The following is a 13,798-nucleotide window of genomic DNA, read 5'->3' as shown; positions in this document are numbered from 1 at the left end:
AACACCCTGTTTTATTTCGCGTTTTTATTAATTAATGGCGGGAGTTTCTTACCTATGGTTTCAATAATATACAACACTGGAATTTGAGTGGTAATATTATAATGACCTTCCAATACAATAGGTGGCATATGATAAGAGATATTCAAATCAGCCATCTTAGCTAATGTTGAGTTATCACTGTTGGTTAGGCTGATAATTTTACAGTTATGCAAGCTAAACTGATTGGCAATACGAATAATCTCCTCGGTCTCGCCGGAGACTGAGAGGATGATCGCAATAGCATCCTGATACATATCACTATTAATAGGATAATAAGGATCGTCAATATAGGTACTATATTTCCCTATATTAGAAAAGAAACGAGCACTGTATTTTCCTAATGCGCCTGAGGTACCTATGCCAACAAAAATAATTCGACGCGTTGCCGCTATTTGTTCTGCGGCCATATCAAGCAACTCATCAAACTCACTATTATTAATACTTTTAAAATAGCTAATTATTTCACTGATACCAAAACTAACCGGTGGCTTTTCGTCATGCTCTAAATACAGTTTAAAACGCACGCGGAATTCAGAGTAGCCATCACAATTCATTTTTTTGCAAAAACGCAAAACCGTGGTAGTTGAAACACCCGCAGCATCAGCCAGTTCTCTGATGGTCATATACATCACTTTGTCAGTGTTTTTTATGATGTAGTTATAGACAATCAGTTCCAGTTCGTTTAGCGACGATATTTCTTTATATGTAAACATACTGGTACCTGAAACGATGCATTGGCCTGTGATATGAGAATTTACCATGAAATGAGGATAGTCACGAGGGGGATTGGTGTAGGGTTGAGTTTTGCAGCAAGGATACGGATTATCCCCAATTGGCAAGATTCCGGGCGGTTAAGCCCGGCGTTGTATTACTCAGGTACAGTAGGCCACTCAATATCAGGAGCTCTCAAGGTGTCAATACGATTTAGCAATACACGGTAAGTTTTCCAAGCTGCAAGTTGGATCTTCTCATCAACTATTGCTATATCGGTATCGACAGCATCTTGCAGCGGTGCCATCCTTACTGCTGCCTCATTCAATAACTGTTTTTTTGTATCCTCAGCCATTTGTACTTCAGAAATGTACTGCTTTTCTGAATCCGTAACCCACTGCATTCCATTCCACAAGTCGTAATTCGTCTGTGGAGCTAGTAATGTAAGTGTATCAGGCAAAGTACCAATAGAATTAACTGACTCCGGCAGTCCGGTAACAGTGCTATAAGCTACTTTACCACGAAAATCAGCTACAACTTCCCAAGCCATCTCATCGTCAGTACGTCGTACAGTTTTATCATCATCTTTAACTAACATTGGAGCATCAATATAGCCACCAGCAGGCAAACCCACCCCGAGTGCAAGAAATTCGTTATTTACGCCTGTGTATTCTCGCGATTCACGGCTTGCACTATAAACGGTGACCCAACCTTCGGTAATAGCCAAACCATATTCACTTAATTGAGCCTGGACAATATCTAGCGCATTTTTTTTCATTATAAAGCTCTCACTATGTAATTGAATGCAATATTTCGCATACGGTTTTCGGCAGCAGTAGGTACAACATTTGCGGCAGAAAAATTAAATTGAGGGATAGTTGTATCTCCACCAGCTGCAACATTATTTTTCCCTGCAACACCACTAATGGCAAATGCTCCACTCGCTGCTGATGGAAATGATGTTGATAATTCTTTAGCGCCATGAACGCTAAAAGTCCCTGTTATATTTCGAATTGCATCGCCCTGTTCTGACAGTAATGCTCGGCCAGCATCAATCCCTCGACCATCATCCCATGCACGAATAACATCACCGCGCATATCAGGTAAAATACCCGATGGATAGGCGAGAGCCAGTTTGGGATATTGTGTTTTACTAAAAGAAGCACCGTTACATTTCAAATATCCCATGGGAAGAGTGGCTTGAGGCCAAGGAATTGGAGATCCTACTAGGTCAATTGTGTTTATATAATTATAAAGATTACTCCCCCATATCGAACCGGTAATATTCCCATCTGTGCCGAGAATAGATGTCCCACCGTCACCATTCTCATTAGCATAAATAGCACCTTTAGATATCAATCTCCCTCCATGAAGATCACCGGTTACGGAAAGACTTTTTACCCCCAATGCACCTGCTAATTGAATATCCGTATCCATACTATTAATAAAGGGCAAAGCAATATCAGCAGTCCCATCAAAAGCCACACCGCCAATTTTACGGGCTGTAGCAAGCTTGGTTGCCGCTGCTGCTGTCCCAGTCGCTGATAATGCGCTAAGGTTTACAAGAGCCGCTGCAACGGCGGTTGGGCCGGCGGCTTTTATTTCGGATAAATTATTACCCGACTGTAAAAACAGTTTCTTCAGGGCGGCTAATACCTGGGTATCGTCATTGGGATCTAATGCTAATCCTCCGTCTTGCACGACTTTAATTAATTCGCGTTGCAAGGTATTAAACCATTCAGCCGGTAATATGGTTGGTGGCACACCGGCGGCAACATTACCGTCGGTGAACTCGCCATTACTGTCGGCGCGTGCATTAGGAATATCGCCAATTTTTTGCATAGAAAATCCTCGCCAGTTAAGGCACTTAAAAATAAATGAAAGGGATTAGTTAACTAACGTAGCCGAATTTCAAAATCGTATGAGACGGATTTAATACTGCTAATCTGCACTCAAGCTGTTTATTACCCCATGAACGTAATGGGTCACTGCAATAGGTTAGGCCACTTTGGGCATCATTAATGGTGGTTTTTGGGGCGGTAATTAACCAGGTGAATGGCCACTCTTCGCCATTCAAGGCATCTCGACAAACCGCCATCCCTGCGCAAGCTTGTCGGTATTGGGTCACCGTAATGGAGTAGCCCAGCGCCTTTGCTACCCGGATAAAATAAGCGGCGGACTGCCCACCGATACCAAATAACTTCGACACCACAGCGCGCTGACGCTGGATCATACTGTCGACTTCACCAATAGCACACAAATCCGGTAACCCAAGTGTTGCTTCCCACTCCGGTAGCATTGACGTGGCTGTGGCCGGAAAAGCGCCAGACAGCAAGTCTTGTGCCTCTTCATCACTGCGCCGATAAGCCTGAGCCAATGCCCGCAAGACTTCGGTTTGTACTCCATCGGGCCGTCGTGGCCAGACCAAACCCATTGGCATTAACGCCTGCAAAGCTTCGGTATATTCACTGACAGAATAGCGGCTCATAAGTAGCTCACTGTACCCCTAATGGGGAGTTTGCCGGTTTGCAGCTCAATATTTGCTGCTGGAGATTGCATGATAAAGCCCCCGGTACCGGCGATTTCACCGATGGCTAACAGCAGCGATGACCACAGAATTTTGCCTCCGGGTTCTCCTTCGGTGAAAAATACCTCGTCGATGGCTGCATTAATGGCCGCGGTAGTTGCACTATCAGCATGGGAAATACCACTAATAATAAAATCAATGGATTGCGCGACAGGGGCACAGACATAAACCAGTGCGATAATCGGTTGCTGCGGATAAATTGCATCCGCGACTCGCCGCTGATCACCGCTGGCTTTCACCGCCCCCCACTCTTCAAGAGATGAAATCCCGTCGCTACCCTGTGGGAAGCCAGCATAATCATTATCATCACACATAATATAGATGCCAACGGTACCGGCCCCCATCAAGCGCCGTTTAACCCAACATCGGGTCACTCCCGGCACCGACAATGCCCAAGATTGATAGTCAGTATCATTACCACCTTGTGGGATATTTTGGTAAGCCAATAACATGCGGGAGCGAAATGCATCTTCGGATTCAATATCAGCTCCGCCGCTAATTTTACTCAGCGCCGTGGCCGTGGCCTGCACCCCATCAATGGCAATATCCAGCGTCAGTACAGTTCCGAGTGCACTGTTCCCCCGATTTCCTCCGCCAGTCGCATCGTCCAATGGGCTAGGTAAAATGGCGGTAATTTCTCCGATTACGCTGCCATTGGTAGCGATTGTGACTGCATTATCCAGCCGATATTGATAGCCATCAGCTCGATTTAGCCGCCGACCAGACGGAATAACTCGCCCAGCGATACCACTGAAGCGCACATCGGCACAGCGGGCCGGATTAGCGGCTTTGCGAAAGACATCTTTCAGCGCCGCCCAAGCCGCAAGGTATTCATCGCTAGCATTATAAGGTGTCGCTTGCCGGGCAATATAATCAAGATAGCCGTAATGCAGGTGAGCCATCCCAGCATCTGCGTCACTGATCACGCCAATGTTAGAAAAACGCAATAAATTGCCGCCAGTTTTCAGTTCCGATTGAATATAGGACTGATTTCGCTGTCGCAATTCGCTTAATGTGGGTCGATTAAATGGCATGAATTACTCCTCCCATACCCATGAAAATTTAACTGATGATTGAGTTTTACCCGGTTGTTGATAAGCAATAATCAGCAATAATGTATTGGGGAAGATTATTTGCGCCCGAGGACTAATAACGCTGACAACGGCATCTTCCATTAGCCAGGCCAATGCTTCACGAGCATAATCTTCAGCTTTGATAGCAACTTGAGTGGTCAGTTTTTGCCGCCGTAATAGCCAAAGCCGTGAACCAATGGCCGATGTTGCGCCACTGTCCCCCCACCAGCCGCGACGATCATCACCATCGATATCGTCATCAGCGCGGGCCAGACGATCAGTGAACAAACTCAGTAAAATGGCAGTATGCAGATCATCACCATCCAGCAACCCACCATGGCCGGTCCGCCAATCCCCCAGCGAGGCATCGACATCCCAAACTGTTTTAATATCCGTTGTCATCGCACCACCTTAGCGGGTGTTTCACTGGTGAGTGTTGCATTACCCGACTGTACATTTTTGAGTTGATGATTATGACTGTTGTAGGTGTCACGTAAGGTTTTCAGCGTCGTCGCATTACTGTCGGCGTTATCCACAATATCGCCACTAACCTCCAGTAGCGGGGTGTTTAACCGTACTTTTACCGATGCATTGACGGTCACCTCGGTGGCATCATTTACCGTCACTGGCTGGTTATTGGCCTCAATGATCACTCCACTTTCGGTCAATTTAATAAATTGCCCCCATTGGGAATAAATCACTGTTTCTCCTGGATTTAATTCTTTATGGCGGTAAGACGGATGGTTAGACGCAATGATCATGCCGCTGGAGCGATCCCCACCCAGAAACCCCATCACCACGTCACTGCCCGCCGGTAATCCTGATGAAAAACCAAACTCGGCTAACCGTGGCGTATCGCTGTGAACTTCCAGTAAGGTCTGATATTGCACGGTTTGTACCCCATCACTGTCATCGAAAGCCGTTGCTCGCCCGATCCCCAACAGCATTTTTATCTGCCGGTACAAGGTCGAGATTTGCCCACTAACGTCATGCATATAACCCCCTGTTTCATTTGATTTTATAGAGCTGAACTGCGAAGGCCTCAGGAGGCATCAGCGTCATAGTCGCCACGGTTCCGCTGGTATCTTTCTGATAAACCACCTCTGATAGCAGCCACAGTTCATCTTGCAGCCCCAAGGACGGGATAGTGATAGGAATCAGTGAGTTGGTTTGCCAGAGTTGCTGCTCCCGATCACGCCAGTTATCAACTTGCACCTTGAGAGCTTTGGAACGACCGTTATTACGATTTATGCTCCAATCAAGGCTGTTCCTCACCAAGTTAGGTGAATTCATCGTGCTTTCGACGATAACTATCTTGTTGCGGTGGCGAGCCGGAAACTGTTCAGCCAGTTGAGTATCCTGAGTTCTCACCAGAGCCGAGGTATTATTGCCGCCGGAAGCAGAACGGCGGGCGACCGCATTGCTGGAAAGGGCGACACCGGTGTAGTCAATAAAACGCTGATTGATATCCGTATGCAGGTTGGCACTCAAGATATTAACCCCCTGCTCCACGCCGCTGGCTGCTTGACGCGTACCAACCCGTGTCAGGTATAAATTGCCATCGGGTTGGTCGTAATAAAGCAATGCTGCCCAGCGGGTTACGTGCTCAATGACTGCCTGTGCGGTTTCCCCCCAGTTAAGGGTGAATTTCGGCACCACCACCATGTCGTTAATGTCTGATATCACCTTAATGCCGTAAGGTTCGGCCAGTTTTTGTGCAATTTGTAATACCGTAGACTGGCTGATCACGCTGTTGGGCCATTCAGCGGAGCAATCCACTAAATCCTGGCATTTGCTGCGCCCTTTGGCTGTCACCTCACGGCTGGTAGCCGTAATGGTGCTATCCCAACTGTCGATATAGCCGGTCAGAACGGCATCGTTGCCCAGCTTAACTACGCAGGGATCGCCAGGATTTATCCATTGCTGCCCTTCGCTACCGGGGTAGCGGTCCATTAATGACAGCTCAAAGCTGCTGGGTAATTTTTCAATGCCTCTGGTAACCTGAATTTTGCTCCAGCCAGTGATTGCCCGGCCGCCGACTTCGAGTGTTAAATCATCGTTTATCCGTTCATCATTCATAAGTTCAATGCCTTAAAACGGATAGGCATAAATGCCGGATGAATCGGGTCGGCCATTTTCACCAATGCATCAGTGCGAGAAGCATCCTGATACAGACGATTTGCCAACATCAAGGCGGGCTGTGAGCGGCTAAAATTCACCTCTGCGACACGCGATAAATTAGCGCCAGCTTGCTGTAATTTCAGGACGATAGACTCTCGCATCAGCATTAATGCGCCATAGGTTTCATCATTTCCATTGTCAGCGGCAGCCAGCGCTTTCCTGTCGATGACCTCACACACTCGCGCCAAAATATCGACAGCATCGTCATAACTTTCCGGCTGATATTGCGACGCGGCATAGACCATCGCGCCCGCGCACAATGTCGTCATTAAGTGCTGGCTGGCGTCAGCAACCGCAGCATCGCTATTATTGGCACGAAACATATCGTCTTGAGATATCGACAGATTTTCCATCATGCGCATGACATCTACGATACTGACGCCGCTGCTTTGCAGTGTATTGACCAGCGCCAACATCTTGTCGGCATGAGCATCAATGCTGTTTGCATCAAGCAGTTCATTTACTGCCGTATCGACAGCCGCCCGCCCCTCAACCGTTAATGCCAGCCGCTGCGACACCAAAAGTGCCAAATCCGTAGTATCACTTTCCAGCACGACGGCTGCGGTGGCCCCCGAACTGCTGCCGCCTACTGTGCCGTGGTTGTAGCGGCCATAGCGTTTGCGACCAAAAGTTGAGCGCAGAGCATTTCCCAAATTACTGGCTTCATTGGCGGTATTGGTGACCATTCGCCCCCAAAACGCCGCCGTACTTTTCAGTGTTTTTATCGCCTGAGTTGCAGAGCGCATTTCTCCTTTCACTGTAGCGATAAAACCCGCGACGGCTTTAGCACTCAACCCCAGCCAGGAAGATTGGATTGATGCGCCCATTTCTGTCGCGCCGGTGATGGCAAAGGCGCGTAAACCAGATTCGTGCACTGTTAAGCTGAATGAGAATATCCGCCCGCCAGCGGTATTTTCATCAATCTTCAACTCACTCACACTGACGGTCATTTCGCCAAGCGTCGGGTGCACTAATGTCCCTGGTCCCGGCATTTCACAGGCGGCAATCAATGAGTCACGCTGGGTCATTACATCTGGTGCGGTATAAATCTGACTGTTCTGCACCAGAAAACCGCCCAAAGTCATGCTTCTGGCACTGCGCCCCAGATCCTCGATATAGCTGGTATCACGATAAGGATAACTGTGTACTGCCTGACGGCGACCAAAGGTGCCGGTGCTTTTTTCAATGACAAAAGGAACACCGCGAAATGAAGCTTGATGTAAATGTTCCGACCATTGCCAACGGGTGTCACCGCCGCCTAATAGCGCTGATAAGGTATTGCCGATGAGTGACATGGCGTTCTCCTGTTGAGGATCCTTACGATAGAAAGTTAAAAACCCGCCGCAGCGGGTTATTGCAAAAACGAAGTAATATGACTCACGCCATTACATTGGCATGGCCATCGCATAGCTAATCCGCCCGCCCCCCTGCGCCAATAGCATTGAAGTTTCCCCACTCCGGCTGTCGATTAATGTCAGTTCGATCTGCACTCGGTTATTCTGCATTGCAGTCGCAATAACATCGGCAATATCACCAGAATTAAAGCCTCCCGCCGACTCTGGATAAATAGGCGATATAGATGTAGAAGCTGTTGCAGGAAATGTATTCATTAGATTGCTGGCTACAGCCTGCTCAGATGAAATAGGAGGTAATGATGACAACAGTGGCCAAATATAATAATCCGTTGGTTGATTATCACTCCACGTATCATCAGCTTCCAGATCAAATGTATTCTTATCAGAATAAGATTTGTTTCCCAGATTAAATATATCCGTCAATGGATTCGGTTCAGGCTGAGGTAATGTAAGTCCTGGAATAGCACCCGCCATAGCTTCTTTATATACTAATGGTTCAGCATTTTTGAACTCAGAGTAATCTTGGTACTTTTTGCGAAAACCATCAGTCATAAAACCAAGCTTAAGCATTTCTTTTTCATATCGATTTAGCTGTTGATAAAAATCCGAATCATTATATGCCGAGCGCATTTTATCGGATTCTTCGCCACTGATTACCCCAAGGGTTCGCGTAATGGCGAAGCTATCTAGACCATACGTCATCAGATCAGTTACTCCTCCTATACCATCAGCTATAGAGCCATCGGAAACTAGAGCGCCATATAATTTATTGGATACTTTATCTTTCAACCCATCCCAAGCCGCACTTAACTCATTAGTCTTGCGGTCTAGTTCTGTTAACTGCGTATTGAGTTCAGGGTCAATCATTAACCCAAATCTAGTCGATTTAGCCAGTAAGTCCCTTAGCCGTACACCCTCTCGTAATAACTCAATAGCATTACTGTCCAAGCCAAGAGAACTAATCAACGTGCTTTGTGCTTTGGGATCCATTTGCGAAAAATCATTGGCAATGTTAGCCATAGTTGCAGGAACATCCGCTGTACCATTTTTATTACTGATAATTTCAAAACCGAAGTTACGTAGCTGAGCTAATCCCTTCTCATTACGCCCCCAAAGCATATCATTCAACTGACTATAGAGCTGCTCAGTCGATTTGATTGAAGCATTTTGCTCAGCACCGCGAATGCGCATAGCACCACTAATCTGGCTAAATTGGTTAATAGGCGCACTGACATTTAGAGCTGCCGTATTTACTGTATGAGCCTGCTCAGCCGCTCTATTTAGCCCGCTGGCAACCTCAGCGCCAGCTGTATAAATAAGATTAGCTCGTCTGGTTAATTTATAAATATTTTTCGCTCTATCTGAAGTTTTATCCTCCTGGCTTTCTAAAGCTGCGCCAACAGTATTACCTTTAAAACTCTTATTATATTTTTCAAGACGTTTTTCTATCCTCTTAATTGGGAGAGGAATTACCTGATCAACCGCCACAACACTTTTACGTAGTTCATAAAATTGAGGCACTAATTCTTTTACTGCCTTATTCATACGCTTAACTGACTCAGTTATCTGAGCATTAGTGGTTAATTCAAAATCAAATTTATTAGCCATTTTTGCCAGCCTTAATTTTATTAATCCGCTCGGCCTGCTGGCACCACCACATTAATTTACTGTAGGTCAGGGACCAGGCATCGCCCGGCCCCCAGCTATAGTAGTAAGTGACGTCAGCGATTATTTCGCGCCATCGTCCCCCATTGGGGAGTAGGCTAAAAAACCCATCATGTAGACCTCGCAAGCTTTGTAGTCGGTGAAAGCCATCTTTTTGATGGCCTCACGCGGTACCCCAGACACTAATGCAATCAGCAATCCCATGCCGCTAAGTGAACCGGTCTTGGTTTGCTCATCGTAAAATTGCTGCACTTGCAATAGAGTGGGCTCGTAGAGTTCGACCACCTCATAAGTGGTCTTGGTAGCCTCGTGCGAAATGGGTTTAACCAGCGAAATGGTTTTACTGCGCTCCAATTCAGCCATATCAGTTCTCCGTCACCGAACCGCCTTCCCAACTGACATCAACCGTACCTTCGGTGCTGTCCACCACCAAAGTACTCACTGACCACATGCCGCTACCGATAATGGTTTTGCCATTAGCCAATTCACACACGATATTGACATTGGTTTGGTCATTGAAGTCACTGATGGAAACACCGCCACTATCGCGGATGGTGCAAGAAATTGACGGTGCAACCACGGTTTCTTTATAGCCGTGAATGCCGTCCATCCCCATCACGGTTTCACGTTTAACTTTTGACGGGCTGTATTTGAACTGACCGGCGACCATGATAGTAATGCCATCAACAGTGACATAAGCGGTACCCGCCAGGCGGTTTGAAGAATCGCTCATAATTTATTTCCTTTTATTTTTAACGAGTTGAGAATTAGCAGATGGCAGTTAAACCGCCGCTTGCAGACGGAATTGATTGAGTACCGCGAAGATACGTAGCTGATTAATCAGCACACCGGTCCACAACACATCGACGCGATTTGGGTTACTGGTGTTTTTCTCAACAATCAGCCCACGGGCGAAACCTTTGGCGTCCTGCACATAGCCGTTAAATTCCAATGTCTGATACTGGGCAATGAGCTCAGCACGAATAACATTGGGGGTGATAATCGCCGAACCGGCGGCAAAACGGGTGCCATCTGCGGCTAACTTCATACGAGCAAATTTAGAGGTCACTTGCGTACGCAGGTAGCGGGTGACAAACATCAGCAAGAACAAGGTTTCGATTTGCAGGTAACTATCATCTTCAGCACCGTATTTATTGGTCTGATAGGTAGTGATGATATTCTCCACTTGGACCCTACCGTCATCCGCCACTGTCACGGTGGAAATACCACTGTGCAGCAGGTTATTGCGCTCCGTCAGAGTGAAACGGCTAGATAATGGCGGTGCCAGCACCCCACTGACCGCCAGTGTTTGCAATGGGCGACCGGGATCATTGCGCAGGCTCTGAGCAATTGCCCCCACATAAGCTGCCGACCAGATGTAGGCCGGAGTCGGTGAGTTATGAATGCCCAGCAATGAAGCATGTTGATCATTACGTAGCTCTCCGGCAGCGGTCAGTTGACCATAAGTGCCCGATTGCGCGGCGAAACTGTGCCCATACAACTGCTGGCTGTAGCTCCAACGCCCGGTGCTATCGGAGAGAAAAGCTTTGATAGCATCCAATGACGCCGTATCGGTATAAGGGTTAATGATGAAATCGAAGGTGCGATCCTGCAAATTCGCCAGGCCATCAGCCAGTTCAGGCACACCGGCGCCACCAGCCATCGGGGTCATCGTCAGGACCAGACTGTCTGGGGTCACTTCCCCACCCGCACTGCCTAAGTAGTTCAAACGCAAGTCAATATTATTACCGTGCGCGCCTTTATTTTTCGCCGTCAAGACGATGACACCATCTTCCGCCGCCACACCTTCGGCATGAACAACCGTCACGGGCAATTCGGGTTTGCTCTCAATGGCCGCAGCCAGTGCAGTGGCTACAGCATTGGCATCATCGGTTGCAACCACCGTGGTTTGTACCCGAATACCGCCGATATACAGTGAAATGACCCCAGTTGCCGAGGCTGGCGTGGTGACAGTGATTTTGCCCGTAGCAGCCACCATGGCATCAGTGTCACTCAGCGGAAGAAGATAAATTTCACCGGCAGTGTCGTTCGCCAAATAAGCCGCCATTTGCCCATGTAGCATCGAACCGGCCCCGGCTAAACCGGCCACTGTCGCCGTTGATGAAACCAGTAATGGCACATTGGCTGGCAAACTACTTTCTGGCAAAGTTTGCCCGATAATCAAAGTCCGCTGAGTAGTACTCGCCGTATTAGCCTGAGAATTATCAAATTCCGCAAAGAACAGCGGCGTGCGCAAATTGCTTGGGATATTAGTGAAAGGAATGGTCATAGTTTTGTACTCTCCGTTGTTGATACTTCAAATGCAGATATCACTGATTTAGCAGCTATCTGCATCACATCGCCGTCTTGAATTCGACGGCGCCAAAATGTGTTATCAGGAACCTCAGTACCCAATTCAGGCAAAAAGGTGCCCTTGACCGGGTCACGTACCGCGCGACCAGTCATAGGTTTGACGAACATAGGGTTACTCCGGGAAGGTGATGGCGATCAGCGGGTCGGTGGTGCCATCGGGCATAGCAATAGTGACGTCGATGCCCGCCAATGGCGTGGTTTCCAGCGGGAAGAAATCTTCCGGCCCTTGGTAATACTCAAGATCCAACTCTACTTTGACTTCAGCAAAGTGCTGCTCACTGCTGGTGTCGATACCCAGGGTGGTGCGCACTTTGGCAAATTGCTGAATCTGCCGGGTCAACTCATAGCTGTTAATCACCGCGCGTTGAATTTGCTCACACAAACGCTCAAGTGCAGTTGCTGCTGCAGTGACCCGATTTTCCGTCTCACTCAGTTGGATATGCCCACTGATTCGCAAAGTGGTCATGGTCTTAAACTGCGGCGCATTACGGCCAATGGACTCTTTAACTTCCAGCGGTGTTTGCAACAAAATGGCCGGATAAGTCGTTAGCGGCCAGGCGTCGGTTGAATAGATCCGATCTTCAGCATCGGTTTTTCCTACTAGCGCTGCGGCTGCCAGTTGCCTGATTTGAGCTGCATTCATGATTTCACCCGATAGAAAATGCGAATTCCGACATCAATACATGCCATGATTATTCTCCTGATAGATAGTTGCCCCATTAGGGGATAAAGCTCGAGCGGCCACTAAGGGCGAGTCACCGAACAGCGGGAATTTCTCAGGGGCGCAGGGAGTTACGCCAATTTATAACCTCATCTAACCGCCCCTTGCAGATGAGCAATTCCCGCTTGAGGGTCAGGGCATATAAGGCGCTATCACCCCATGTCGATCCGGTAAACTCAGGGATTTCACATGCAGTCATCGCTGGCTCTGGCGGCAATAACAGCGGGGGATTGACTAAAAGAGTGCGCGGTTTATTCGCGCAGGATGCTAATACCAGACTCAGGCATGCGGCTAACAGCACAGTTGTCAGTTGCCGACGCAGCCGCAAAACGCTTGAGACGATCCTCGGTTTCATGTCGTAACGCCCTTTCGTTTTCTAACTGTCGGGCGGCGGCCGCTCGATTGGCGGCGTCGTTTAACTGATAGGCATCAATGATGTTACCCAACGTCTGATTCACCAGTTGTTCCGCCTGTAACTGTGTATGTTCTTGTTTTTGCTTAGCGCTAAGCCGATAAGTATTTGCTGTAAGGCCAAGGAGCAAGAACAACAGCAACCCAATGCTGATAATCCGTCGCTTCATTTATCCTCCGCGGCTTTTTTCGCCACCGATAGGGGCATCAAGCACAGCTCGCGTTCTATCTCGCGCCGATGAATCAAACCTTGCCACCGTTTACCGCCCGCCATAATCCAGCGCCGTAACTCGTCGCACGCAGTAGCCATATCGCCACTATTCAATTTCTTTAATAAAGTTGAGTTGAGGAATGCGGTTTGACCGACGTTGTAGGTAAAAGAGTAGAGTGCTGCCCGGGTGTATTCCCCGATGGGAACCTGTACGGCGCTATCAACCCGCGCCTTTACTGGCAGTAAATCCCGCTGTAGCAGAGCATCACACTCCTGATCGCTGTACTGCTTATGGCGAATAATATCGCTGCCAGTGTGGCCATCGCATACCGTCAGAACCCCCGCGACATCATAATAAGCACGATATTCGCGGCCCTCGATGCCGCCATGCCCGCCAAGTAATACTCCGGCAATCGCAATAGCACCTCCGGCGGCAGCGCCCAACACTTTGTTACGTAATGCTGGTGTCAT

The 13,798-nt window shown here is 48.0% G+C and carries 17 protein-coding genes and 2 pseudogenes; all 19 read right to left on the bottom strand.

The window, feature by feature from the left end:
* Window positions 1-11: 11 nt before the first annotated feature.
* Entirely contained in the window at window positions 12-752 is a 741-nt protein-coding gene (locus tag FTA96_RS15230; protein ID WP_145537050.1) for a MurR/RpiR family transcriptional regulator, read from the bottom strand.
* Between the two features lie 155 nt (window positions 753-907).
* Window positions 908-1,528: a tail fiber assembly protein gene (locus FTA96_RS15225; protein ID WP_145507144.1), complete on the bottom strand. Its 621-nt coding sequence runs from the start codon at window positions 1,526-1,528 to the stop codon at window positions 908-910.
* A pseudogene (locus FTA96_RS23870) lies at window positions 1,528-1,977 on the bottom strand (phage tail protein); the annotation flags it as partial. The gene FTA96_RS15225 and the pseudogene FTA96_RS23870, both read right to left, overlap by 1 nt.
* 327 nt (window positions 1,978-2,304) lie before the next feature.
* Window positions 2,305-2,592: pseudogene (locus FTA96_RS23865) on the bottom strand (hypothetical protein); the annotation flags it as partial.
* A 49-nt stretch (window positions 2,593-2,641) separates the two neighbouring features.
* On the bottom strand, window positions 2,642-3,238 hold the full coding sequence (locus tag FTA96_RS15215; RefSeq protein WP_050106165.1) for a YmfQ family protein: 597 nt from the start codon (window positions 3,236-3,238) through the stop codon (window positions 2,642-2,644).
* Window positions 3,235-4,371 carry a baseplate J/gp47 family protein gene (locus tag FTA96_RS15210; RefSeq protein ID WP_145574222.1) on the bottom strand — a complete coding sequence of 379 codons (1,137 nt, stop codon included), beginning with the start codon at window positions 4,369-4,371 and terminating at the stop codon, window positions 3,235-3,237. Before FTA96_RS15210 ends, FTA96_RS15215 begins: the two co-directional genes overlap by 4 nt.
* A gap of 3 nt (window positions 4,372-4,374) precedes the next feature.
* Window positions 4,375-4,812 carry a phage GP46 family protein gene (locus FTA96_RS15205; protein WP_050120880.1) on the bottom strand — a complete coding sequence of 146 codons (438 nt, stop codon included), beginning with the start codon at window positions 4,810-4,812 and terminating at the stop codon, window positions 4,375-4,377.
* Window positions 4,809-5,405: a phage baseplate assembly protein domain-containing protein gene (locus FTA96_RS15200; RefSeq protein ID WP_050132984.1), complete on the bottom strand. Its 597-nt coding sequence runs from the start codon at window positions 5,403-5,405 to the stop codon at window positions 4,809-4,811. Before FTA96_RS15200 ends, FTA96_RS15205 begins: the two co-directional genes overlap by 4 nt.
* A gap of 13 nt (window positions 5,406-5,418) precedes the next feature.
* Window positions 5,419-6,474 carry a phage baseplate assembly protein gene (locus tag FTA96_RS15195; RefSeq protein ID WP_050133074.1) on the bottom strand — a complete coding sequence of 352 codons (1,056 nt, stop codon included), beginning with the start codon at window positions 6,472-6,474 and terminating at the stop codon, window positions 5,419-5,421.
* A gap of 11 nt (window positions 6,475-6,485) precedes the next feature.
* The gene (locus tag FTA96_RS15190) at window positions 6,486-7,886 is read right to left on the bottom strand and encodes a DNA circularization protein (protein WP_050132982.1); all 1,401 of its coding nucleotides are present in this window, start codon (window positions 7,884-7,886) and stop codon (window positions 6,486-6,488) included.
* A gap of 90 nt (window positions 7,887-7,976) precedes the next feature.
* Window positions 7,977-9,554: a hypothetical protein gene (locus FTA96_RS15185; RefSeq protein ID WP_050151020.1), complete on the bottom strand. Its 1,578-nt coding sequence runs from the start codon at window positions 9,552-9,554 to the stop codon at window positions 7,977-7,979.
* 120 nt (window positions 9,555-9,674) lie between these two features.
* Window positions 9,675-9,974: a phage tail assembly protein gene (locus tag FTA96_RS15175; protein ID WP_145529211.1), complete on the bottom strand. Its 300-nt coding sequence runs from the start codon at window positions 9,972-9,974 to the stop codon at window positions 9,675-9,677.
* Window position 9,975: 1 nt separating this feature from the next.
* Window positions 9,976-10,344 carry a phage tail tube protein gene (locus FTA96_RS15170; protein ID WP_004708659.1) on the bottom strand — a complete coding sequence of 123 codons (369 nt, stop codon included), beginning with the start codon at window positions 10,342-10,344 and terminating at the stop codon, window positions 9,976-9,978.
* Window positions 10,345-10,392: 48 nt separating this feature from the next.
* On the bottom strand, window positions 10,393-11,901 hold the full coding sequence (locus FTA96_RS15165) for a phage tail sheath subtilisin-like domain-containing protein (RefSeq protein ID WP_050106158.1): 1,509 nt from the start codon (window positions 11,899-11,901) through the stop codon (window positions 10,393-10,395).
* Window positions 11,898-12,092, bottom strand: coding sequence for a DUF2635 domain-containing protein (locus tag FTA96_RS15160; protein WP_087817103.1), 195 nt, complete (start codon window positions 12,090-12,092; stop codon window positions 11,898-11,900). The genes FTA96_RS15165 and FTA96_RS15160 overlap by 4 nt, the downstream gene beginning before the upstream one ends.
* Window positions 12,093-12,096: 4 nt before the next feature.
* Window positions 12,097-12,627, bottom strand: a complete 531-nt coding sequence (locus FTA96_RS15155; protein ID WP_145574220.1) for an ATP-binding protein — start codon at window positions 12,625-12,627, stop codon at window positions 12,097-12,099.
* A 133-nt stretch (window positions 12,628-12,760) separates the two neighbouring features.
* Window positions 12,761-13,060 (bottom strand): Rz1-like lysis system protein LysC, encoded by a 300-nt coding sequence (gene lysC / locus FTA96_RS23860; RefSeq protein WP_422646228.1) that lies wholly within the window; start codon window positions 13,058-13,060, stop codon window positions 12,761-12,763.
* On the bottom strand, window positions 12,957-13,286 hold the full coding sequence (locus FTA96_RS15150; RefSeq protein WP_050145423.1) for a DUF2570 domain-containing protein: 330 nt from the start codon (window positions 13,284-13,286) through the stop codon (window positions 12,957-12,959). Before FTA96_RS15150 ends, lysC begins: the two co-directional genes overlap by 104 nt.
* Window positions 13,283-13,798, bottom strand: a complete 516-nt coding sequence (locus tag FTA96_RS15145) for a lysozyme (RefSeq protein ID WP_134956693.1) — start codon at window positions 13,796-13,798, stop codon at window positions 13,283-13,285. The genes FTA96_RS15150 and FTA96_RS15145 overlap by 4 nt, the downstream gene beginning before the upstream one ends.

The sequence above is a fragment of the Yersinia alsatica genome (assembly GCF_902170305.1).
GTDB lineage: Bacteria > Pseudomonadota > Gammaproteobacteria > Enterobacterales > Enterobacteriaceae > Yersinia > Yersinia alsatica.
This window is presented reverse-complemented; position numbering and strand designations above follow the sequence as displayed.